The organism is Bacillus sp. (in: firmicutes), assembly GCF_031983925.1.
Lineage (GTDB): Bacteria > Bacillota > Bacilli > Bacillales > Bacillaceae_G > Bacillus_A > Bacillus_A pacificus.
On sequence record NZ_DALYZR010000004.1, the window covers coordinates 201525 to 223723 of the forward strand.

Annotated in this window: 23 protein-coding genes; 9 read left to right on the plus strand and 14 right to left on the minus strand. The window is 35.1% G+C overall.

What is annotated here, in order from left to right:
- Positions 1 to 107: 107 nt before the first annotated feature.
- The 8 genes from RTP99_RS15965 to RTP99_RS16000 form a co-directional block, all read right to left on the minus strand.
- Positions 108 to 1331: a cation:proton antiporter gene (locus tag RTP99_RS15965; RefSeq protein ID WP_000380185.1), complete on the minus strand. Its 1224-nt coding sequence runs from the start codon at positions 1329 to 1331 to the stop codon at positions 108 to 110.
- Between the two features lie 3 nt (positions 1332 to 1334).
- Positions 1335 to 1832 (minus strand): cation:proton antiporter regulatory subunit, encoded by a 498-nt coding sequence (locus RTP99_RS15970; protein ID WP_001026055.1) that lies wholly within the window; start codon positions 1830 to 1832, stop codon positions 1335 to 1337.
- Between the two features lie 34 nt (positions 1833 to 1866).
- Positions 1867 to 2433, minus strand: a complete 567-nt coding sequence (locus tag RTP99_RS15975) for a tyrosine-type recombinase/integrase (RefSeq protein ID WP_000454214.1) — start codon at positions 2431 to 2433, stop codon at positions 1867 to 1869.
- A 333-nt stretch (positions 2434 to 2766) separates the two neighbouring features.
- Positions 2767 to 4611, minus strand: a complete 1845-nt coding sequence (locus RTP99_RS15980) for an FtsX-like permease family protein (RefSeq protein WP_000897780.1) — start codon at positions 4609 to 4611, stop codon at positions 2767 to 2769.
- A gap of 16 nt (positions 4612 to 4627) precedes the next feature.
- On the minus strand, positions 4628 to 5389 hold the full coding sequence (locus RTP99_RS15985; RefSeq protein WP_000165859.1) for an ABC transporter ATP-binding protein: 762 nt from the start codon (positions 5387 to 5389) through the stop codon (positions 4628 to 4630).
- Between the two features lie 297 nt (positions 5390 to 5686).
- Positions 5687 to 6709 carry a DUF418 domain-containing protein gene (locus RTP99_RS15990; protein WP_000527875.1) on the minus strand — a complete coding sequence of 341 codons (1023 nt, stop codon included), beginning with the start codon at positions 6707 to 6709 and terminating at the stop codon, positions 5687 to 5689.
- 136 nt (positions 6710 to 6845) lie between these two features.
- The gene (locus RTP99_RS15995; protein WP_001129344.1) at positions 6846 to 6995 is read right to left on the minus strand and encodes a hypothetical protein; all 150 of its coding nucleotides are present in this window, start codon (positions 6993 to 6995) and stop codon (positions 6846 to 6848) included.
- Between the two features lie 15 nt (positions 6996 to 7010).
- Complete coding sequence (locus RTP99_RS16000) at positions 7011 to 7274, minus strand: YtzC family protein (protein WP_000840873.1); 264 nt, start codon at positions 7272 to 7274, stop codon at positions 7011 to 7013.
- Positions 7275 to 7385: 111 nt separating this feature from the next.
- Here RTP99_RS16000 and mnmL point away from each other — a divergent pair, with 111 nt between their 5' ends.
- From mnmL to RTP99_RS16030, 6 genes are all read left to right on the plus strand, one after another.
- Positions 7386 to 8345, plus strand: a complete 960-nt coding sequence (gene mnmL, locus RTP99_RS16005; RefSeq protein WP_000868014.1) for a tRNA modification radical SAM protein MnmL/YtqA — start codon at positions 7386 to 7388, stop codon at positions 8343 to 8345.
- Positions 8342 to 8914 (plus strand): tRNA 5-(aminomethyl)-2-thiouridylate-methyltransferase MnmM, encoded by a 573-nt coding sequence (gene mnmM, locus RTP99_RS16010; protein WP_000764501.1) that lies wholly within the window; start codon positions 8342 to 8344, stop codon positions 8912 to 8914. The genes mnmL and mnmM overlap by 4 nt, the downstream gene beginning before the upstream one ends.
- Positions 8915 to 9045: 131 nt before the next feature.
- The gene (locus RTP99_RS16015) at positions 9046 to 9615 is read left to right on the plus strand and encodes an ATP-binding cassette domain-containing protein (protein ID WP_011040773.1); all 570 of its coding nucleotides are present in this window, start codon (positions 9046 to 9048) and stop codon (positions 9613 to 9615) included.
- Positions 9616 to 9639: 24 nt separating this feature from the next.
- Positions 9640 to 10317, plus strand: a complete 678-nt coding sequence (locus tag RTP99_RS16020) for an aspartate/glutamate racemase family protein (protein WP_000579335.1) — start codon at positions 9640 to 9642, stop codon at positions 10315 to 10317.
- Positions 10318 to 10944: 627 nt separating this feature from the next.
- Positions 10945 to 11448, plus strand: coding sequence for a TetR/AcrR family transcriptional regulator C-terminal domain-containing protein (locus RTP99_RS16025; protein WP_085965937.1), 504 nt, complete (start codon positions 10945 to 10947; stop codon positions 11446 to 11448).
- A 99-nt stretch (positions 11449 to 11547) separates the two neighbouring features.
- Positions 11548 to 14142: an efflux RND transporter permease subunit gene (locus tag RTP99_RS16030; RefSeq protein ID WP_001033158.1), complete on the plus strand. Its 2595-nt coding sequence runs from the start codon at positions 11548 to 11550 to the stop codon at positions 14140 to 14142.
- An 88-nt stretch (positions 14143 to 14230) separates the two neighbouring features.
- On the opposite strand, the gene RTP99_RS16035 is transcribed toward RTP99_RS16030, so the two are convergent.
- The 3 genes from RTP99_RS16035 to RTP99_RS16045 all read right to left on the minus strand — a co-directional run bounded on the left by RTP99_RS16035 (position 14231) and on the right by RTP99_RS16045 (position 17048).
- The gene (locus tag RTP99_RS16035; protein ID WP_046648559.1) at positions 14231 to 15862 is read right to left on the minus strand and encodes an ABC1 kinase family protein; all 1632 of its coding nucleotides are present in this window, start codon (positions 15860 to 15862) and stop codon (positions 14231 to 14233) included.
- A 72-nt stretch (positions 15863 to 15934) separates the two neighbouring features.
- On the minus strand, positions 15935 to 16237 hold the full coding sequence (locus RTP99_RS16040; RefSeq protein WP_000181752.1) for a phasin family protein: 303 nt from the start codon (positions 16235 to 16237) through the stop codon (positions 15935 to 15937).
- Between the two features lie 31 nt (positions 16238 to 16268).
- Complete coding sequence (locus tag RTP99_RS16045; protein WP_000765974.1) at positions 16269 to 17048, minus strand: patatin-like phospholipase family protein; 780 nt, start codon at positions 17046 to 17048, stop codon at positions 16269 to 16271.
- Positions 17049 to 17411: 363 nt separating this feature from the next.
- Between RTP99_RS16045 and RTP99_RS16050 the strand changes: the two genes are divergently transcribed.
- Entirely contained in the window at positions 17412 to 18713 is a 1302-nt protein-coding gene (locus RTP99_RS16050) for a PepSY-associated TM helix domain-containing protein (RefSeq protein WP_000867815.1), read from the plus strand.
- Between the two features lie 36 nt (positions 18714 to 18749).
- Here RTP99_RS16050 and RTP99_RS16055 read toward each other — a convergent pair whose 3' ends face one another.
- From RTP99_RS16055 to RTP99_RS16065, 3 genes are read right to left on the minus strand one after another with little or no spacing between them, the layout of a single operon-like run.
- Positions 18750 to 18962: a hypothetical protein gene (locus RTP99_RS16055; RefSeq protein WP_000811312.1), complete on the minus strand. Its 213-nt coding sequence runs from the start codon at positions 18960 to 18962 to the stop codon at positions 18750 to 18752.
- A 60-nt stretch (positions 18963 to 19022) separates the two neighbouring features.
- Positions 19023 to 20087: a tetraprenyl-beta-curcumene synthase family protein gene (locus RTP99_RS16060; protein ID WP_001102457.1), complete on the minus strand. Its 1065-nt coding sequence runs from the start codon at positions 20085 to 20087 to the stop codon at positions 19023 to 19025.
- A gap of 37 nt (positions 20088 to 20124) precedes the next feature.
- Positions 20125 to 20928, minus strand: coding sequence for an alpha/beta hydrolase (locus RTP99_RS16065; RefSeq protein WP_000267430.1), 804 nt, complete (start codon positions 20926 to 20928; stop codon positions 20125 to 20127).
- Positions 20929 to 21002: 74 nt separating this feature from the next.
- Here RTP99_RS16065 and RTP99_RS16070 point away from each other — a divergent pair, with 74 nt between their 5' ends.
- Together RTP99_RS16070 and RTP99_RS16075 are read left to right on the plus strand one after the other, a co-directional pair.
- On the plus strand, positions 21003 to 21515 hold the full coding sequence (locus RTP99_RS16070; protein ID WP_000640209.1) for a gamma carbonic anhydrase: 513 nt from the start codon (positions 21003 to 21005) through the stop codon (positions 21513 to 21515).
- Positions 21516 to 21658: 143 nt separating this feature from the next.
- Positions 21659 to 22192 (plus strand): phosphatase PAP2 family protein, encoded by a 534-nt coding sequence (locus tag RTP99_RS16075; RefSeq protein WP_000868590.1) that lies wholly within the window; start codon positions 21659 to 21661, stop codon positions 22190 to 22192.
- The last annotated feature ends 7 nt before the right edge of the window (positions 22193 to 22199 follow it).

The following is a 22199-nucleotide window of genomic DNA, read 5'->3' on the forward strand; positions in this document are numbered from 1 at the left end:
TCTCGAAATATATCAGCGATTATTAAAATATATCGACTTACCGACAAAAAACGACAACAGTAACAATATATAAAGAGGCTGCATGAAGTTCATGCAGCCTCTTTATACTATCCAACTTCCTTTTCTCGCTTTGCACGTTCTTTCGCACTCCATTTAAACACCTTATCTAGTAGCGAGTATATTCTCCCAGACTCTTTCGTTAATAACGGTCCTAACGATGCCAATATTAAAACATATAAAGCAGAGAACGGTTTAATCGCTGCCATTAAGCCTCCTGCAATGCCGATATTCGCTACAATAATGGAGAACTCTCCGCGTGATACGAGTGTTAAACCGATATTCGTAGAAGCCTTATGCGATAACCCGGCTTTACGTCCCGCCATCATTCCAGCTGTAAAATTACCGATGAGTGTAATAAGAACTGCTCCTAACGTCAACCACACTGCTCCTCCAAGTGAAAACGGATCTATACTTAAACCGAAGCTGAAAAAGAATATAGCTCCAAAGAAATCACGAAACGGGACGACGAGATGCTCAATCCGATCGCTATGCTCTGTTTCAGAAAAAACGAGTCCTAACAATAATGCTCCAATCGCCTCAGCAACATGAATCGTTTCTGAAAATCCTGCTACAAAGAATAAAATAGCGAATATTACGATAATAAAAATTTCATTTGACGAAATATCTAATATTTTATTTAGAAACGGCGTAGCTTTTCTAGCAATTACAAAGAATAGTAGCATATATCCTACTGCGATTAACACCGATGTAAGAGCACCTACAAATGATGTTGCACCACCAAGTACTAACCCTGAAACGACTGATAAATATACAGCTAAAAAAATATCATCAAACATAATGATTCCTAATATTAATTCAGTCTCTTTATTACCAGATCTTCTTAAATCAACAATTACTTTTGCAACAATTGCACTCGATGAAATTGTAATGATTCCAGCAATAATTAACGTCTCTAATAAGGGGAAGCCCATAACATATCCATAAAGCAAACCTAATATGAAATTAAGTGATATGTGGACAGTCCCCCCAAAAGCAATTGATTTTCCTGATTTAATTAATTTTTTTATTGAGAATTCTAAGCCTAAATAGAATAGGAGGAATATGACGCCAACACGGCCGAGGAAGGAAATAACTTCTCCGCTTTCAATAAACCTTAAATCGATAAGTCCTAAATCGGGGGCATGAGGCCCCACTAACATACCGAGTATAATGAGAAACGGAATAATCGAGAACTTTAACTTCGCAGCGAGGATAGCTGCAAAAGCTACTAATACTAACGCAGTTCCAACTTCAAAGATTAAAGTATCCATCGATTATGAATCACCTCCTGATGAAAGCAATTCATTAATAATTCTTTTCACTTCATGTCTTTCACCCGATAACACGAGCATATCGCCAGCTTCAATAATAGAGTCTGGACCTGGATTAAAGAATTTCTTCATATTCTTTTTTAAAATAGCAATAATCGTTACGTTATATGTTTTTCTGACATGTAAGCTACCAATTGTTTTTTGTAAGACTGGTGCATGATTCTCCACCTTAAACCATTCAATTGATAATCCTTCAAAAGCCATCTCAATTGTGTCTAACGCTTGTGGTCTATATACCATTCCGCCTAATATAGCTGCAATTTGTCTCGCTTCAGAATCACGAAGAGAAATGCTTGAAATACTTTCATCATGATTTGCATCAAAATGATACATTTCTCTTCGGCCATCATCATGAATAACGATAACCATTTTTTCATTACCTTTTGTTATAACTTCAAATTTACATCCAATGCCCGGTAATTCACTCTCTCTAATATTCATAATTTCCGCCTCCTAAAGTTTTTAGTTACGGCTTTTACAAATCTACATCAATCTCTGTTTTAAATTCTTCATCTTTTGAGATTCCCAAATACTTTAATGTCTCTGAAGGTGTCGCGTGATGGAAATGCTTTTGCAATAGCGCAATTGCTATTCCCCTTTTGTACGCGTGAAATCCAAATGTTTTTCTCATTGAGTTCGTTCCAATTTTTCCAACAATCCCAACCGCTTCAGCAGCATTATGAATTACACGATACGCTTGTTGACGAGTAATTGAATTTTTCGTTTTATTAGATTGAAATACGTAGTTTTCTCTTTTCACATCAATAGATTGTACGTACTCTAAAAGTGCTTCTTTTACTTTTGTATTTAAATAAATATCTTGTTTAAACTTTTCATCTTTCACAGGAAGAGAATAAAACTCTTTAACAGTTCCATCTTCATTTAATATCTCTTCAAATTTCATACTAAGTAGCTCAGTAATCTTTAATCCAGTGTTAATTCCAATAACAAATAAAAGATAATCTCGCTGAGAGTGCTCTTTTAAATACTTTTTCATAGCCTCAATTTGGCTTATATCTTTTAATGCCTCTACAACTTCCATACATGTATTCTCCTCATCTTATGAACGGTAATTTTCTCATCATGTTGTCCATTTTACCTTATCAGGCTATGAGATTTCCATGTATTATCCATTATTTTTACAATATACTTTTAGGTTTGGAAATTTATAATTGTGCAAATACAGTAGGGGTAGGAATAATAGGGGGGATACAAGTTCAGCCTCTTTCTACAGATCGGATTCCTCCTTTCATTTTCCAGCTGCTTCTACTTTTATATTATGTTACTTATTTGCATTATATTATACATTTCAGTAACATTGAAGTGTTTTTTCTGAAAATAATAAAAACCGAGCGTTTTTGCTCGGTTTTTATTATTAATCTTCTTTCGGAAGAACAATTCCTTTATACAATTGAACTGTAATGAAGTAATAAATCGCATAAATAACTACGAAAATTACGATTGGTACCCAAATACGGAAGTACGGATCAACTAAAATAAATCCGAAAATATTCATACCAACTAATACGTGAGCGATACCTACAATCGCTGGGAATAGGAAGACTAAGAATAACTCTTTATAAATGGATTTTGTTAATAATTCACGGCGCACACCGATTTTACGAAGCATTTGATAACGTATAATATCTTTTGATGCACCAGAAAGAATTTTAAACATTAGGCAGCTTGCCATCATTGCTAAGAACGCAATTCCAAGGAAGAATCCCATAAATACTGTCCCGCTCGCAAGACCGTAGAACATGTCATACATTTGATATTTACTACTCATTTGTTCAGCTTTTATATTTTTATATTTAACTAGCTGCAACTCGTCAAGTTTTTTCCATTCTTTTGTGTATGCTACGAAATCGTCTGTTTTTCCAATAAATACGATTCCTTCTTTACCGTTTACAGTATCGTACATTTTTTGATCTACAATTTTAACGGCATGATCTTTGTATATATAGTATGGTTGAATTGTTCTAAATGCCTCTTCCCATTCTTCAGGCATTGCTTTTTCATTTTGATCTTGCACTGCTCCTGCTACTGTACCTACTGGAGCTTCTCCTGAAACTTCTTTATATTTACCGAAACTTTCCTTCCCTACACCATCTCGAATGAATGGTTTATGTTTCTCTAAATCTTCTTTTACATAATAAATATATTTGTCGTCTACTTTATAACGATACTCAGTTTTATTTTTAAATGATATACCATCTAAAATTTTCTTCTCTTCAGCTGTAGGATTATGAATAATCGAATCATAAATTTCAAATCCATCAACCGTTTTTATAACGTTATTTTTAAATGCCATACCACCTGAAATTGCACCGGCTCCAAGAGCAACTAACATTGCTACTGTTGCAAGTACCTTTGTTAAACTATTAATACGGAAGTTTAATTGTGCAAATGTAAAAGCGTTAAGTCCCTTTTCACTACGCTTTTTATTACTTTTTAACTTTTTAATAATGACTGGAAGAAGTGAGCCAAATAGCATGTAAGTACCAGCTGTTGTTGTAATTAATGCAATAAGGATTCCCATTTCTCTTAACGTTTCCATATTTATCATCGATGCATATCCAATACCTAATAAAATAACCGCAAGGAATGCAACTACACCTGTCATTTTTCCTTTTACCGCAACACGTTCTGTTTGTGCATCTGCATGTACAAGTTGCAATACAGAAATACGTGATAACTTAATACTATTCATAATTGCTGATAATACAAATAGTGCGAAGAAGAAGATACAAGTAACAGTCATTGATGGAAGGTAAAATGCTTTATAGCCTTCACCAGCAAATTCTAATTGTTTCATTAATAACTGACCGATACCTTCTGCAAGTCCTACACCAACTGTAATACCAATCGCAAGAGACGCAGCGCCTAATACGATTGTTTCGATAAACATAAGTAATGTAACTTTATGCTTTTTTGCTCCTAACATCATATACATACCAAACTCTTTTTGACGAAGAGATAATAAGAAAGAGTTCGCATATAAAATATAGAAGAACGTTATAATAGCAAGTAAAAATGAACCTGCCTGGAATACAAATCCAATTGATTGAATAACTGAGTTAGATTCAATAAACGCTTTATTTAGAGCTAACGTTTGAAACATATAAAAAATTGAAATCGACATGACAAGGCCGACAAGTAAGACGATGTAATCTTTCAGCTTACTTTTCAGTCCTGACATGGAAAGTTTAAATAACATACTGGAGCCTCCTTTCTTACGCTTTTTGTGTGCCTAAGTCTGCAAGCACATCTAAAATCTCTTTATAAAATTCTTCACGTGTACCACCGCGGTGAATTTCTTTATATAGCTCACCATCTTGAATGAATAAAATACGCTGACAGTAACTTGCACTGTACGGATCATGTGTAACCATCATAATCGATACACCTTGATCTTTATTTAAGTTTGTCATCGCATCAAGTAAACTCGTTGCATTTTTAGAATCAAGCGCTCCTGTTGGCTCGTCCCCTAAAATAATTGCAGGTTCATGCACCAGTGCGCGCGCCGCTGCTGAACGTTGTTTCTGTCCACCAGATACTTCAGATGGATACTTTTGAAGAATTGCTGAAATGCCTAACATATCTGCTACCTTTTCTACTTTTGGCCCAATATTTCGCGACGAGACACCTTGAAGAGAAAGTGGAAGTGCAATGTTTTCGTAAATAGATAAGTTCTCTAATAAGTTAAAGTCTTGGAAGATGAATCCTAATTTTTGTGAACGGAAATCTGAAAGCTCACCTTGCTTCATTTGTGTAATATCCGTTCCTGCAATTTCAACAACGCCGCCCGTTGCTTTATCTAGCGTTGAAATTACATTTAATAATGTCGTTTTACCCGAACCAGATGGTCCCATAATCCCAACAAACTCACCCTCTTGAATTGAGAATGATACACCTTTTAATGCATGTGATTGATTCTCACCTTTTTTACCGTACACTTTTTGAACGTTTTTCACGTCTACAACTGGTTTCGTCATATATATCCTCCTACGCTTGTTTTTCCATTACCTATTTTGCGCCTTTTGGAGATGAACTGCTATTTGTTAACATTACAATTACCTTACACTTTTGTAATATAACAAAGGTGTACTTGTAAGCTTGGCTATTAATACTAGTAACATATTGAATTGGTAAATGAAATTATATCGGTGATTTTTCAAATATATCGACCGTAACTCCAAATATATCGGCGATTTTCAAAATATATCGACTTATCGACGAAAAATGACAATAAAAATAAGCTGTTCCACAAAAGGAACAGCCCACTTCTCTCTTTATTTCTTTAAAGGTGTTACCGTCCAATACGTAATAACACGCCAAATCCATTCTAATGGACCCATTTTAAAGATTTTCATCCAAATTACACTAAACACAATTTGAATTGTATAAATTGCGATACATACATATAACGTCTGCATGTAAGTTAAGTTTTCCACAAAATTAAATACACTTCCTGCGATTAAAATCATTGCAGTTTGACCGATATAATTCGTTAAAGCCATACGACCATAATATTTCAGTGGCGCTAACAATGTTTGAACTGGTTTTAATTGAAGTAGTAAAATTAATGCTCCAACATAGAAAGCTGAAATAATTGGTCCAACTGTAATACCAATTTTTAAAAATTGGCTTGCAGCATCCACTGTTCCATCTTCAATTTCCACTATCCCATTTATAAATGGTTCAGCAGGAACGTGCCCATATTGATACCATACAGCTATTACGCTTAAAACAAACATAATACCTGTAAAAATAGCGACTTTCTTTATGTTCTGCGTAAGATTTTCAAATACACGATATTGTCCTGCAGCAAGCCCTAATAAAATTAAGCCAAGTGGTAATAATTCTTTAACTCCCATTACACTAAAAGCTATTGTCAAAATAAGACCAATGACTAAGTTCACTTGTTTTTTCGCCTTATAAAATGGTAAAACGATTAACCCGCAAATTGCGTATAACGCTAGTGCTTCTCCAGGCTGAAACATTTGATGAATCAAACCGAAAATAAATAGTGCAACTAAGCGGCGGAAAAATAAAACATATCCATTTTTCCCCTTTGCAATTGCTCTAGAGATAAAGATATAGAATCCAACTCCAAATAAGAATGAGAAGATTGAGAAGAAACGCCCTTCTACAAATAAGTATAAAAACCTTTGATAGCTAGCATCCACTGTATTAGGATCCGGGATTTTAATGTTAAGTAGTGCAAGAATATTTACTAAAATAATCCCCAGTAATGCGAAGCCACGAATGTAATCTAACTCATCAATTCGTTTGTTTGTCATATTGTTCCCCATAAAGCAACTCCTTGTCCAAAATTTAATCCTCCCCTACTCTACTGGAAATGTAGTCTTACAACTATCGACAAACCTTACAGAAATCTTACATTATTGTCATATAGCAAAATAAAACCAGGTCATATTGCGACCTGGTTTACTCTGATTGTTTCGATTTTTGAGGTTGTCCTTTTTTACTGTTGCGCTGTTTCACTTGAACAACTGGATCAAGTTCATTTGAAAACTCAGCGTTATGTCCATTTTGCGTTTTTTGTTCTGGATTATTTTGATCTGAACGTTTCGCCATTACATTCACTCCTTATTAGTGCGGTGTAATAATCATTTGATGTTGCAATTGGCGAATTGCCATACGTGCTCTATTTAATTGCTCACGTTGCTCATCATTTGCATGTTGTTGCATCGTTTGTAAATCGTTATATGCTTGTTCTAATTGTAACTGCGCATCCGAATACTCCATCGTATTATAATGCTCTTGTCTCATACCAAGATTTAGTTGTTCTTTCGCATATTCCACCGCTTGTTCCGCTTGTGTAATATACGATTCAAGTGATTGACGCTCTGCCATAATTGTCCCTCCTTGCTTCAATTCCCCTTTAGTGTGTCCCTTCCATATGAACCTTATGAGTATGTTATAATGGATTTTGTTTCATTTTGACTCGGCTTAGGAGGGAAAGTAATGAAGGTTCAAAACCCTTTTCCATATACAAACGACAATAAACGTTATCATACGTGGAATTACCATTTACGAAATGAATTTGGTGAAAAAATCTTTAAAGTTTCATTAGATGCTGGCTTCGATTGTCCGAACCGTGACGGTACAGTTGCTTATGGCGGTTGTACATTTTGCAGTGCTGCTGGATCTGGTGACTTCGCTGGCGATCGCCGCGATGATGTTATAACGCAATATCATGAAATGAAAGAAAAAATGCGCTCAAAGTGGAAAGATGGAAAATGTATCGCTTATTTTCAGGCTTACACAAATACACATGCACCACTTGACGTATTAAAAGAAAAATTCGAACCGCTTCTAGCTGAAAAAGACGTTGTCGGTCTTTCTATCGCAACTCGTTCAGATTGTTTACCAGACGATGTTGTTGAATATTTAGCGGACTTAAATAAACGCACATATCTTTGGGTTGAACTCGGATTACAAACTGTTCATGAACGTACTGCAAATCTTATTAATCGTGCTCACGATTATCCTTCTTACGTTGAAGGCGTAAATAAATTGCGTAAGCACGGCATTCGAGTTTGTTCTCATATTATTAACGGTCTTCCTCTTGAAGATTACGACATGATGATGGAAACAGCTCGTGAAGTAGCGAAGCTTGATGTACAAGGAATTAAAATTCATTTACTTCATTTATTAAAAGGAACGCCAATGGTGAAGCAATATGAAAAAGGACAACTAGAATTCCTTTCTCTTAAAGATTACGTAAGTCTCGTTGTTGACCAGCTTGAAATGATTCCAGAAGACATAATTGTGCACCGTATCACAGGTGACGGTCCACCTGATTTAATGATTGGTCCAATGTGGAGCTTAAATAAATGGGAAGTATTAAATTCCATCGATGCAGAATTTGTACGCCGCGGAAGCTGGCAAGGAAAATATGCAAATGAGGAGAAACAAAAATGAAATTAGAACGTGTATTACCGTTTGCTCGCACTCTCTTGCAAACGGCAGTAAAAGAAGGCGATTATGCTGTAGATGCAACTTTAGGAAACGGATATGACACTTGCTTCCTAGCTGAAATCGTTGGAGATAACGGAAAAGTATTTGGATTTGATATTCAAAAAGAGGCAATTGAAAGCTCAACAACTCGTCTAAAAGAAAAAGAACTTTTCGAACGCACTGTTTTAGTTCACGATAGTCACGATACACTTCTATCCGTACTACCAGAAGATGCAAAAGGAAAAGTAACAGGCGCAATTTTCAACTTAGGTTATCTTCCAGGCGGAGACAAGCATATCGTTACAAAACCGAACTCAACAATTTCAGCGATCGAACAATTACTAGAAGTAATTGCACCTGAAGGAATCATCGTCCTTGTTATTTACCACGGACATCCAGAAGGACAAGTAGAACGCGACGCTGTTCTCAAATTTGCCGAAGAATTAGACCAAAAACAAGCACACGTACTGCGCTACGGCTTCATTAACCAACAAAATAACCCGCCATTTATTGTGGCGATTGAGAAGCGCTAAATATATCGACGATTCGACACACTATATCGACTTATCGACAAAACATAACAAAAAAAGACGTGCACTTATTGCACGTCTTTTTGTTATTCTCCTATATAATGGATATATACACTGTATAGGAGGATAGAACTTTGCTAGTAGAACTAAGGGGAATTCAAAAGAAGTACGGCAAATCACTTATACTAGACAACATTGATTTATCCATTCCAGAAGGAGAAGCACTCGCCATTGTTGGCGGGAACGGGACTGGAAAAAGTACTCTACTCAAAATAATTGCAGGCTTTATTTCACATACGGCAGGGACAATTCAAAGGAAAGAACATATACAAATCGGTTATGTACCTGAACATTTTCCTGAAGGGATTCGTTTTACATTAGAAGATTATCTATATCATCTCGGTCGCATTCACGGTTTATCAACAAAATATGTAAAAGATAAAATTCCGCTGCTTCTTGAAAGGTTTCATTTACTTCATGCAAGGCATTCCGTTGTACGAAATTTTTCAAAAGGTATGAAACAAAAAACAGGCATTATGCAAGCGTTACTATGGTTTTTACCACCTGTCGAAAGCTTTCTCATGCTTGGACAATACAAATATAATATACTGACTCACACGCTATGGCTCACAGCTTGGGCTATCGTATATTCATTTTTATTATTTACCTTATTTCTGTTTATCGTTCGCAAAAAACGTTTTTAATTACATATTAAAGGAGACAAAACAATGATCGGAATACTAGCAGGAATGGGACCAAAATCAACTGGGCCATTCGTCGATACAGTTGTAGCAAAGTGCCAAACAATATACGGAGCAAAACATGATATGGACTTTCCTCATATGATGATTTACTCGTGCCCAACACCGTTTTATATGGATCGCCCTATTGATCACGAAGCGATGAAAAAAGCGATTATTAAAGGCGCACAAAAACTTGAAAGTACTGGCGTAGACTTTATCGCTATGCCGTGTAATACGGCGCATCTTTATTTCGAGGAATTACAGCATTCTCTGTCCATTCCGATTTTAAATATAGTCGATGAAACGTTACAAATAATTCCTAAAAACGTAAAAAGAGTCGCTCTTCTTGCAACGGAAGCAACTGTTCAAGCTGGGATTTACCAAGATGGGATTACAAAACGTGATATAGAGTACATTCATCATGAAACATGGCAGGAAATGATTAATCAAATCATTACTTATATTAAATATGGAGAGGTTGAAGAAGCTCGCGAATTGTGGAATGCGCTCGTTTTACAATTGAGAGAGGAAGTTGATACGGCAATTATCGCATGTACCGATTTGAATGTGGTGGCGAGTGAGGATTTTGTTGATTCTTCTCAATGTCTTGCGAAAGCGGTTGTTAGGATGTATGTAGGAAATTGTTCGAACCCAAACCCTTAACCTAAATGAAAAAATCAATGCAAAAGAGGCGGTTTCCTTATAAATTAAAATTTATTGAAGACAAAACTTTTTGAGATACCTGTCTCATTTTGATACAAATCTAATATTTTGTCTATCGATTTCCTATATTCATTATGATAAATTGAAAAGCATGCGATAGTATAATTACGCTTCTCTCAATACGCTCTCAAAAATATTGAGATATTATACTTCGGCTCCCAGGAAACTGGGAGTTTTTTATATTCATACGTTTCATTGAAACCCTTCCACTACTCCATATTCAAATTTAAAGTCCTCTTCAATTAACTTTTTCACTCTCTTTTGTCTAATGTTATATTACTGTTATAGGATTTCTTTTATTGAATACTTAATATGTGACTGAACACATAGATTCCTATACTCTAATTACATTGCATGAAGTTATCAGTTCTATACACCATATTTTAAATCTTTATGTAGGAAAAAGAATTCTAAATCTTGATTTATTAAGACATACTAAAAAAATAAGAATTAGCCAATTAAAACCAGTATAATTTAAAGCGGTACTACGCTTCAAATATAAGGAGGATAAATCACTTGGGTAATCTCACTAGCTCACGTACACAAGTTTTAATAAAAAATACATTCATGGATTTATTAAGAGAAAAACCATTCTCATCCATTACAATAAATAACATTTGCGAAAAGGCAATGATTCACAGAAGTACCTTCTATCGTTATTATGATGACAAGTATGAACTGTTTAGTGATGCAGCAAATACTATCGCAAGAAACCTCTTTGAACAAACAAAGCAAGGTTTAGAGTTAGAACACACATTATTTGAGGAAGTAATCAAATATATAGATGTTAATCGTGCTTTATTTTTTAACGTTACGATTAAAAATAATAGCCGTGAATTATACGACAACTTAATTCAACTTGGCTCGGAAATTTTATATGAAAATTCAATAAAATATAATGACCTACTTTCCATGCAAATTCGAAACTCTGTTTACCCAAAAATAATATGTGATTTCTACTGTAGTGGATTTTTTGAAATTATAAAAAAATGGGTAAATAATGAATATCCATTTTCAAAAGAAGAACTAATTTATATAATTAATAATTTTCTGATAAATAAACCAAAATAAGATAAACGTCTTATTTTAAGACACATATTCATTTTTGTTCATCGATTTCCTCCAAAACCAATGCTAGATTAAGGAACATAGCAAAGGAGGAACTAAAACATGAATAAGATTTTTGATAAGATTGGACATTTTATTATCAAGTACGCAAAGATTAATATTGCATTTATATTATGTCTAACAATCTTTTTCTCATTTGGTATAACAAAACTTGAGATGAAGATGGGAAACGATGTATTTATAAGTAATACATCAGATGTTTATAAAGATACTACGACGTACCAAAAACATTTTGGTGGAGATGGTATATATGTGGTGCTTAGTGGGGATAGCGATAAATTACTTTCACAAGAAACAAACAAAGCAGTTGTAGAATTTACAAACAAAGCAGAAGGTATTAACGATATTACGGGATCCACTCACTATGTCGGTTTATTAAATGAAATGTTATCTTCTCCTTCTCCTTCACTTTCAGCATTCAATACAGAAGAAACAAATACAAAATTAGAAACATCTTTGAAAAATTCTATTTCAAGCGAAAAAATGAATGAAATTAATAATAGCGTAAAAAGTAGCCTAACTGATGAGCAACGTGAAAAAATGGGTGCATTCATTCAACAACAACTTACTCCTGAACAAATGCAAGAAATACAAAAACAAATGCTTGCGTTAGGTCATACTCCTACAGGTGACGAACAAGAGCAAATCACGCAAGCTGTTTTAACTGAAAAACAAAACGATGAAGTCAAAAAGTATATACAAGGCATCTTAACACAGCAACAAAAAGACAATATGCAAAGAGATATTATTAAGGCTCTACCAAATGTCCAGAATATGAATAATGAATTACTTCATGAAATTATTTTTTCTGATAAAGGCAAAGTACCAGAACAATTCAAACAACTTATCCCTGAAAATGGGAAATATGTTATCATTCAGCTTCATACATCCGATAATACAGAAATGACTACCTATGTACGTATAAATAAAGAGCTAAATGAACTGATCGAGAAGACAAATTTCGGTTCGGGTGTAACAGTCAAAGTAGCTGGAATGCCAGCTATCCTTGGTGATATACAAGAAGAAGTTATCACGACTTTAGGGATTATGCTTGGTTTAGCAATTATATTAATGATTGTTGTATTATTCTTTGTCTTCCCTGTTAGACGACGTATTATTTCATTAGGCTTCGTATTAATTGGGCTAATATGGACATTTGGTTTCATGGGATGGGCTGGAATCCCAATTACACTCGCAACCATGGCAACATTACCAATTATTATTGGTCTCGGTACTGACTTTGGTGTTCAATTCCATAATAGATACGAAGAGGAATTTGGAGATAGTCAATTTCAAGCGGAACTTGCAACACTAAATGCAGTCCGCCACATTGGACCTGGTGTTGGGATTGCGGTTGTTATCATGGCCTTAAGTTTTTTAACAATGTTCTTATCTAAAGCGCCAATGATGCAACAATTTGGATTAACTCTAGCTATTGGTGTTTTATTCTGTTATGTTGTTGAATTAGTATTGATGTTCTCAACATTCTACTTATTAGATCGTAAAAAAGCAGCACCTAAACTTAAAAGCAATACAGATAAAAGCACAATGTTATCACGCTTCTTAAATAAATATGCTAATCTGGCAATGAAACTGGCAATTCCTATTTTAATTGTTTCAGTTATCTTATCTGGCCTTGGGTTTATGGCAGAAAAGTCTATACCGACGGAAACAGATTTAACCAAAATGATTCCACAGAACATGGAAACTTTAAAAAATACAAAGCATTTACAAAAGATAGTTGGATCTACAACGTATATTACGTATTTAGTAGAAGCGAAGGATGTCACGGAACCGAACGTGATGACTTGGGTGCAAGAGGAAAGTAAAAAGGTTGAAAATAAATATAAAGATGTGAGTGACGTTATCTCGCTTCCTAGTGTTATTTTACAAATCAATGGGAAAGATACATTACCAGATTCGCCTTCGCAAGTAAAAAATGAACTTGAAAACGTACCAAGTTCATTAAAAGAAACTGTTATGAGTGAGAATAAAAAATATGCAACCATTCAATTTCAAGTGAATCCAGACCTTTCTTCTGCTGAGCAATTGAAATTGATGCATAACATATCGAAAGATATGAAAGCGATAGATGGTGTGAAAATCAAGCCTGCGGGTGCACAAGTTATGATGCTTTATGGTATTGATAATATCGGTGCCAATAAGGAGCTTATGATAGGTGCGGGACTTTCAATTATTTTTCTATCTTTATTAATTGTGTATCGTCGCGTAAAGCATGCGTTATATCCGTTGATACCAATTATTTTAGTATTAGGTTTCTCACCTGGCGCTTTAAAATTACTCGATATTTCATATAATCCACTTACAACTGCTCTTAGCTGTCTTGTACTTGGAATTGGAACGGAGTTTACTATTCTTATTATGGAAAGATTCCATGAAGAAGAAGAAAAAGGGTTGCCTGCTCAAGAAGCAATTCGTGTTTCTCTTTCAAAGGTGGGGCAAGCTATTACTGCTTCTGGATTGACAGTAATTGTTGGATTTTCAACACTAATTTTTGTTAACTTCCCAGTTTTACGTGAATTTGGTATTACAACCGTTATAGACACAACACTTTCTTTATTCTGTGCCTTAACAATATTACCAGCTTTAATTGTTTTATTTAGAAAGCGTAAATAGGTTCCATTTATAATAAAAATTAGATATAGAGTAAATTCCCACTTAAACAGGTTCATATCTTCTAACGATTATACAAGTTAATACAAATTTAGAACTTCCCTGATTTAAATATAGAATATAACAACCAAAGAAACATCAAGATTGCTACTCCAAATCCAATTTCAATGGCTGGTAGGTTCCAAAGAAGTGTGGATTTCCTACTCAATGACGAACCAATAATAAGCCCAACCATGATGATGCTAAAAGAAAGTAATACAATACTAAATGAAAGCCGATTACTGATACGATCTAATTTAGTTAAAAACAGGTTCAATTCTGGGATCGTTATGGCTATACGCATATTCCCCTTTTGCATAACGGCAGTTAATTCTTTGAGTTGTTTTGGTAGTTGAATCAAAATTTCTCCATTTTCTATTACATAGTCTAGTACATCCTCTGTAACTTTCCTTGGATGATAACGTTCCTTTAATAATTGACGACCAAAAGGTTCAGCTACTTTAAGGATACTAAGTTCGGGATCTAACTTTTCCACCAGCCCCTCAATAGTAAGTAGAGTTTTTCCTAATAAAGTTATATCCGACGGAATTTGAATATGATGTTTATATGCAATATTAAACAGTTCCTGAACAGCTTTACCAAGACTAAGTTGGCTTAAAGGGACATCATAATAGTTTTGCTTTAGATACTCCACATCCGCTGTCAGTTGTTTCATATTTACATCATCAGGTACCAAACCCATCTGTGTAATTGCTTTGATAACCCCTCTTGTATTTTGGCGCATCATAGAAATAACTAACGACGCTAAATGCTGTTTTAATTCAGGACTAAGACTTCCAACCATACCAAAGTCCATAAAAACAATAACTTCACCCGGTAAAAAAATGATATTACCAGGGTGGGGATCACCATGAAAAAAGCCTTCAATTAGAATTTGGTGAAGGATAGATTGAACTACCCGTTCAGCTAGTACCTTGCGATTTAGTCCTTGGTTATCCATTTTTTTTAATTCATTTAATTTTATTCCTTCTATGTATTCCATAGTCAGTACTTTTGAAGTTGTATAATCCCAATATACTTTCGGAACACAAATATTAGGATTATACTTAAATTGGTGAGCTACCTTTTCTGCATTTTGCCCCTCTATTGTGTAGTTTAATTCAGCTCGAAGGGATTTAGAGAGTTCTTCAATTATATCGCGTAGCTGATATCTAGCAGCCCACTCTAATCGAATTTCAGCTAGTTCCGCTAAATGCTGTAAAATTTCTAAATCGGTTTCAATGATTTTTTCAATATTAGGACGTTGAATTTTAATTGCTACTCGTTCACCAGATTTCAATAGCCCATAATGGACTTGTCCGATAGAAGCTGCAGCTAAAGGATTTTCTTGAAATTCTTCAAATATATCTTCTATCGCACAATCTAATTCCTCTTCAATAATCTGTTTTACTTCCTGGTAAGAAAAAGAAGATACTTTATCTTGAAGTTGCTCTAACTCATGAATGATATCGGCCGGAATTAAATCCGGTCGAGTGCTAGCAATTTGTCCTATTTTTATAAAGGTGGGACCCAATTCCTCCAAGAACGATCGAATTCGCTCAGCTTTTGTTTTCAAATGAATTTCTTGTTGTTCTACCTTATTAAATCGTTTAGGAAATGAAAGTAAGTCTTGAAGTCCCAATTCCTTAACAATCAACCCAAATCCATTACGAGAAAAGGCCATGGCAATATCACGATAACGTTGAATGTGTCGTATTCTTATTTTCAAGAATCATACATCCTCCTCATAACACACTTACTCCAATTTATTTTTCTGATTCTCTATGTTTGCAATACGCTGTTCTAATCGTTGAATATCTTCTTTAGTTGCTAGATTTAATTCCCCTAATACTTCTTTTGTTTTTGTATTGATTAGCTGTTCCAGCTCTAATTTGGTTTCTTTTCCTTTTTCGTACATCTCTTTAACAAACTCTTTAGATTCCTCTTGACTTAGTTCTCCTCGTTTCACCAATTCATCCGCTATTTTTTTAGCTTGTTCCTGTGTAGTAGCTATCATTCCTAACCCTAATGCCAATCCTTTTTTTATTATGTTTGTCATTAAAGCCAACTCCTCATCATCTATTTCGATTTTACTTATTCAGTAATGAAACTACTTCCATGATTTTTCGTTCAGCCTCTTGTTCTCCAGCTTCTATACACTCTTTAATCTTTGTAATATCAAATGCTTGAAATTGCCCTACTCTTGGACGAAGAATTACATCTGCAAACTGAAGGTTTTTCCTTCTCATTTCAACCATCATAAGAGATAAGGAGCGATTTAATACATCAATTATACTTCTTGGCTCTCTTTCCTCATGCTCCCTCTCCACATCTACAGCAAGTACAATTTCTACTCCTGCTTTTCGCGGGATATCCGTTGGCAAATTATTAAGTATCCCTCCGTCCACTAATACTTTCTCTTCGTGCTTTACAGGTATAAAAAGTCCCGGAACGGATGTCGTTGCTCGAATAGCTAAACTTAAATTTCCTTGTTCAAAAATGAAAGCTTTTCCCTTTTTTAAATCTACGGAAACTACACGAAATGGAATAGGCAGTTGCTCAATTTGAATATTAGCTAATCCCTTTTGCTCTAAAAATTGAAGTAGCATTCCATATAATTTATTTCCTGCCACGAGTCCCCTTTTTCCAATCCCAAAATCAACCATGCGATACGATGGTGTAGTAGTAAGAATAAAATCTTCAATTTCTTCGACATCAATGCCAGCAGCAATTAATCCACCAATGGCTCCTCCCATACTTGTTCCTGCAATAAAATCAATTGGAATGTTATGCTTTTTTAATACTTTTAATACACCAATATGTGCTAACCCCCGTACAGCGCCACCGCCTAAGGCTAAACCTAGTTTCATTATTTTTCCCTTTCCTAAATCTACTCTTTTTATCAATGAGAAGATCTCAAAAACAAAATAATTGTTTTTACAATATCCGTAAAGGATTCCGCTACAATCTATAGAATGTATTTTTATTTATTGGTTTCACTTAATTTATTTTCCCCTCTAAAAAATATAAAATACATAATAGATTTAATAAATAGAACAAAAAAAGCAGTTATTAAGGTCGTCTGAAAGCAAACATTACTTATTATATGTCTCATCAATAAAATCCCTAAAAACTTTTAACTTTCTTCACAATTCTTTCAAAGTAATCACACTTAATCTCGCTATATTAAATAAGTAGTTATTCATATAGGGAAGGTTAGGGGAACTGAAAGTATGAAAGTAAATCGTTCGCTTCATTACATTTTTTGGCGTTGGCATTTTTATGCTGGGCTTTTTATTACACCGCTTCTTATTACGTTGTCACTGAGCGGAATTGGGTATTTATTTCGGGAAGAGGTTGAGGATTTCATCTATAAAGATTTATATTTTGGGAAGAGTGCTCAAACAGAATCTATTTCGATGGCTGATTCTATTTCCTTAACAGAGAAAAAATATCCACATTATAGTGTGACGAAAATTAGTGAGTTTAATGGGGATTATAATACGAGACTTACGATTGCAAATGAATATACGGGACAACAAAAGTATGTGTATTTAGATAGCAATAATCAAATTGTTGGGGATCAAAATGCAAGTGAAACGTTTGCGAATATAATGCGTGAATTACATAGTTCTCTTTTAGTTGGTGGCACTGTCGTCAACTATACTGTAGAACTTGCGGCATGTTGGACAATCTTCTTAATTGCTACTGGGCTCTATATGAGTATACGCCAATTCAAAAACACACCGGCATCCAATAAGCGAGAAAAAGCAAAACGACGTCATTCTATTATCGGTATTATATTTACAATTCCTCTCGTTTTGTTAGTTGCATCTGGATTGCCATGGTCAGGATTTATGGGTAACCAAATTTATAAAATTGCATCGTCGAATGAATCGATCGGATATCCAAAGTTGTATATGGCACCGCCTGAATCAAAGGTAAAAGAATTGCCGTGGGCAACTAGAAAAGAAGCTCCTCCTGAATCGAATTCGAATGAGCCAAAAGCAATTTCAGTTGATACATTACAAAAAGGAATTGAAATAAAGAAGCCATACGTTATTTCACTACCAACTGATCCGAAAGGTGTATTCACCGTTTCAAAATCAAGCGGTTCTGGTATTACGGGCATGGATGTGGCACCAAATGAAGAAATAACAGCTTACTTTGATCAATATAGCGGAGAACTTATTTCCAAAACGGACTATCGTGATTATGGCTTATTTGCACAATGGTTCACTTACGGTATCCCGCTTCACGAAGGTCATTTATTCGGATGGCCCAATAAAATATTATGCTTACTAACGACATTATCTTTATTACTTCTCATTTATTACGGAGTAAAAATGTGGTTAGCAAGAAAACCGAAAGGAAAATTAGCAGCACCGCCAAAGCAAAGAGATAAGAAAAGCATAATCGTTTTCTTTATCATGATGGTTATACTAGGCGCTGTCATGCCTTTATTTGGACTATCTGTATTAGTTATTTTTGCGATTGAACTTCTTATATATGTATTTTCAAAAATACGCTCATAGTGAAAAAGCATTTGTACTACCGTGTACAAATGCTTTTTATTTACTATTTTCTTTTTTTCTACCACTTATTAAAAAGACAATATCTACTATAATAATTGTGCCAATAATTACTTGTGGCACATAATCCATCATAGTAGGACCAATTGGCCTATTCATCATCATATACATTCCAGTTACAAATGAAACGGAAAGTAGCACGAGTAACGTTATTTCAATATGGTCATATAGCTTTTGAAATAATTGCTTCATTTCGCCACCACCTTTACCATATTATAACAAAAAACCACTCTACATGAGTGGTTTTCTTCATCACTGCGCTGTTTTCTTTCGGTACATCTTCCCGTTCCAATAGAAGAATCGTGAAGTGAGACCCCCGTATTTTACAATGCGCCGTGCCATTTTGTGCATATTCTTTTGTGCTGATACTTTTTGATCTGATAAATAAATACCAAGTAATCCTCGGCTTATAAGGCGATGAAACTTCGCATGAGGCAAGTCACCAATGCTCTTCTCTGCTTCTTCTACAAAATGTTTCATACGATCTAATATCACTTGCTCGTTTTCGTAATAACTACAGAAATTTAAATCTCCACCTATACGGTCTTCTTCTTGATCAATGAAATAATCAAGTAAAATATGAAGTCCTTGTACGTAAGGAAAATATCCTTGTCTAATTTTCGCAATATCTTCATCATGTAATTCATCATGAAAGGCATATGCGACAAGACAGAAGATTCCAAGTGTAGAACCAGCACATGCTGAAAATTCAAACCAACTCATCTCCGGTAAGTTTTCTTTATGCGCTTCAAACCATGTTTGTAATCGTGGTTCTCTTTCTTCTAATTTTACATGTTTATGAATTTGCAAATCACAATAATAACAAGCAAGTTCATGAAGAATAGGAGCAATTTTGTCATAGTGCTTCGTTTTCTTTAAAACATCTTGGCATGTTTCAACAAGTTCGTCTAAATAACCACCATCATCTTGATCATCACGATAGCGATAATAATTACCGCCACCTTCTACTTCAGGTGATAATGCCATTAACATAGATTCATGCAACGCGGCAAAATCATTTGGATCAAGTGATGTACTGCGATCACATAAATTATCTAAATAGTCGCTGATCGTTTGATACGCTACGATAAAACGAATACATTCCTCTCGGTGTTCATTTGCTAATAGCGCTAAAATACCACCGCCTTCGCAATGAAACGTTTTATGCTCAATACTTGCGATTGCCTGACTATGAAGCTCATCATTCGGAATATGGTAGGCACGCTCTTTCCACATCGCTAGCTCATGGTGTACAACCGGAAACACATCACGGTATACTTTCGCCATGAGCGTTATGGGATTACTCGGTACGTTCACTTCTTCCTTCATCTCCTCTATTCAATGTACAAATAATTTACTTATTTGTTTCTATTATGTTATTGATGCGTATTTCAGTAAATGACTGAATATAATTCAAAATTTCATCACGCTCATACTCATTTAATAACTCATGGTAACAATTCGGCCATTCTTTAAAAGCCTTATCACTTATTTTAACATTATCAAACCAAGTGCGGACACGTGTTTTATCTACAAGTTTATCCTCACATGCTTGCATTAGCAAGAGCGGAACATCTGGAAAATCATCTATTTTCTTATGGGCAATTTCGATAGACTTAATCAATTCACTATACCAACGTACTGATACTTTGCGCAAGAACAATGAATCATTCTCCATCGCATCTCTCACTTCATGATTACGAGTTGACATTTCCACTGTAAGATTCGTTGCAAATTGCAATTTTGGAGCGATAATATTTAATATTTTTGAGGCAGCTTGCAGCGGTGCAGAAGGTCCAGCTAATACACCTAAACATGGCGAACTTAAAATAATACCGTCTACATCTTCTCTCTTCGTTTCTTGCATCATACGAATGACGATAAGACCACCCATACTATGACCGAATATAAAAATAGGTAACCTATACTTTCTTGCCTCTTTCACCCATAATTTAACTTCCTCTATGTATTCATCAAATGAATCAATATGTCCTCTATTTCTTGAAGTCGTTCCATGTGACGGAAGGTCTCCCATCACGACGTGGTAGCCGTTATGATTCCACATTTCCGCAACGGCTTCATAACGTCCGTGATATTCCATCGCGCCGTGCACAATAACGATTACAGCCTTTGCTTCCTCCGCTTCGTAATTCCACATACGAACCTCCTCCATTTCACTCTTTTTCATAATTTGATACACTGAAACTAGTCTCTAGGAAAGGAAGGCTTTACATGATATATCCTTATAAAGAAAAAAATCCGAAAATTGCGAGTAGTGCTTTTATCGCTGACTACGTTACCATTACAGGTGATGTTTCCGTTGGCGAAGAATCAAGTATTTGGTTTAATACAGTCATACGCGGCGATGTTTCACCAACAATCATCGGAGACCGGGTAAATGTACAAGATCAATGTACACTCCACCAAAGCCCACAGTATCCTCTTATTTTAGAAGATGACGTTACAGTTGGGCATCAAGTTATTTTACATAGCTGTCATATTAAAAAAGATGCTTTAATTGGAATGGGATCTATTATATTAGATGGTGCTGAAATTGGCGAAGGAGCCTTTATCGGTGCTGGCAGCCTCGTTTCACAAGGAAAGAAAATCCCGCCAAACACGTTAGCTTTCGGTCGTCCAGCGAAAGTCGTTCGTGAATTAACAGAGGAAGACCGTAAAGACATGGAGCGAATTCGCACGCAATACGTTGAAAAAGGTCAATATTATAAATCACTACAAAAATGATTTTACTGCTGCCATAACACTGGCAGCTTTTTTATATAAAATCTAACTTTTTCTTTACAAAACATTATTACTCCCTCAACAAAATCTTATTAAAATAAAAGCTAATATCTCCATATATATGTAAACGAGGGAGGAGAATTTTCATGAAGGTCAGTGGACTGTATAAAATAGAATGTTACATTTTCAAAGGAATTAACCGATACTTTGATCAAAAAACGTTAAACGTCTTTTTCAGCAATATTACTCATATCGGTGGCGCGACTTTCTCCATCGCACTCACACTGTTCTTTTTAATTTTCGCAGATGGAACTTTGCACCAAGCTGCAATTGCAACTGCTATTTCGTTAGCAATTAGCCATGTCCCTGTGCAAATATTAAAAAGATGGTATCCACGAAAACGTCCTTATTTAACAATTCAAGATGCAAAATATCCAGTCCATCCATTACAAGACCACTCTTTCCCGTCTGGTCACACAACAGCTGTTTTCTCTGTCTTTATTCCATTTATTTGCTATGATCCAAGCTTACTTATTTTCCTATTACCGTTAGCATTATGCGTTGGTATTTCGCGCATTTATTTAGGGCTTCACTATCCGTCTGATGTATTCGTCGGTATGTGCCTCGGCACTTGCTCTGGCATCATCTCTTTTTATCAATTCATCCCACTTTTCACATAAAGGAGTG

What these genes read in the sequence shown, in the direction of transcription:
- RTP99_RS15965 (WP_000380185.1), bottom strand. Translation starts at nt 1,331, where the DNA reads ATGGATACTTTAATCTTTGAAGTTGGAACTGCGTTAGTATTAGTAGCT.
- RTP99_RS15970 (WP_001026055.1), bottom strand. Translation starts at nt 1,832, where the DNA reads ATGAATATTAGAGAGAGTGAATTACCGGGCATTGGATGTAAATTTGAA.
- RTP99_RS15975 (WP_000454214.1), bottom strand. Translation starts at nt 2,433, where the DNA reads ATGGAAGTTGTAGAGGCATTAAAAGATATAAGCCAAATTGAGGCTATG.
- RTP99_RS15980 (WP_000897780.1), bottom strand. Translation starts at nt 4,611, where the DNA reads ATGTTATTTAAACTTTCCATGTCAGGACTGAAAAGTAAGCTGAAAGAT.
- RTP99_RS15985 (WP_000165859.1), bottom strand. Translation starts at nt 5,389, where the DNA reads ATGACGAAACCAGTTGTAGACGTGAAAAACGTTCAAAAAGTGTACGGT.
- RTP99_RS15990 (WP_000527875.1), bottom strand. Translation starts at nt 6,709, where the DNA reads ATGGGGAACAATATGACAAACAAACGAATTGATGAGTTAGATTACATT.
- RTP99_RS15995 (WP_001129344.1), bottom strand. Translation starts at nt 6,995, where the DNA reads ATGGCGAAACGTTCAGATCAAAATAATCCAGAACAAAAAACGCAAAAT.
- RTP99_RS16000 (WP_000840873.1), bottom strand. Translation starts at nt 7,274, where the DNA reads ATGGCAGAGCGTCAATCACTTGAATCGTATATTACACAAGCGGAACAA.
- mnmL (WP_000868014.1), top strand. Translation starts at nt 7,386, where the DNA reads ATGAAGGTTCAAAACCCTTTTCCATATACAAACGACAATAAACGTTAT.
- mnmM (WP_000764501.1), top strand. Translation starts at nt 8,342, where the DNA reads ATGAAATTAGAACGTGTATTACCGTTTGCTCGCACTCTCTTGCAAACG.
- RTP99_RS16020 (WP_000579335.1), top strand. Translation starts at nt 9,640, where the DNA reads ATGATCGGAATACTAGCAGGAATGGGACCAAAATCAACTGGGCCATTC.
- RTP99_RS16025 (WP_085965937.1), top strand. Translation starts at nt 10,945, where the DNA reads ATGGATTTATTAAGAGAAAAACCATTCTCATCCATTACAATAAATAAC.
- RTP99_RS16030 (WP_001033158.1), top strand. Translation starts at nt 11,548, where the DNA reads ATGAATAAGATTTTTGATAAGATTGGACATTTTATTATCAAGTACGCA.
- RTP99_RS16035 (WP_046648559.1), bottom strand. Translation starts at nt 15,862, where the DNA reads ATGGCCTTTTCTCGTAATGGATTTGGGTTGATTGTTAAGGAATTGGGA.
- RTP99_RS16040 (WP_000181752.1), bottom strand. Translation starts at nt 16,237, where the DNA reads ATGACAAACATAATAAAAAAAGGATTGGCATTAGGGTTAGGAATGATA.
- RTP99_RS16045 (WP_000765974.1), bottom strand. Translation starts at nt 17,048, where the DNA reads ATGAAACTAGGTTTAGCCTTAGGCGGTGGCGCTGTACGGGGGTTAGCA.
- RTP99_RS16050 (WP_000867815.1), top strand. Translation starts at nt 17,412, where the DNA reads ATGAAAGTAAATCGTTCGCTTCATTACATTTTTTGGCGTTGGCATTTT.
- RTP99_RS16055 (WP_000811312.1), bottom strand. Translation starts at nt 18,962, where the DNA reads ATGAAGCAATTATTTCAAAAGCTATATGACCATATTGAAATAACGTTA.
- RTP99_RS16065 (WP_000267430.1), bottom strand. Translation starts at nt 20,928, where the DNA reads ATGTGGAATTACGAAGCGGAGGAAGCAAAGGCTGTAATCGTTATTGTG.
- RTP99_RS16070 (WP_000640209.1), top strand. Translation starts at nt 21,003, where the DNA reads ATGATATATCCTTATAAAGAAAAAAATCCGAAAATTGCGAGTAGTGCT.
- RTP99_RS16075 (WP_000868590.1), top strand. Translation starts at nt 21,659, where the DNA reads ATGAAGGTCAGTGGACTGTATAAAATAGAATGTTACATTTTCAAAGGA.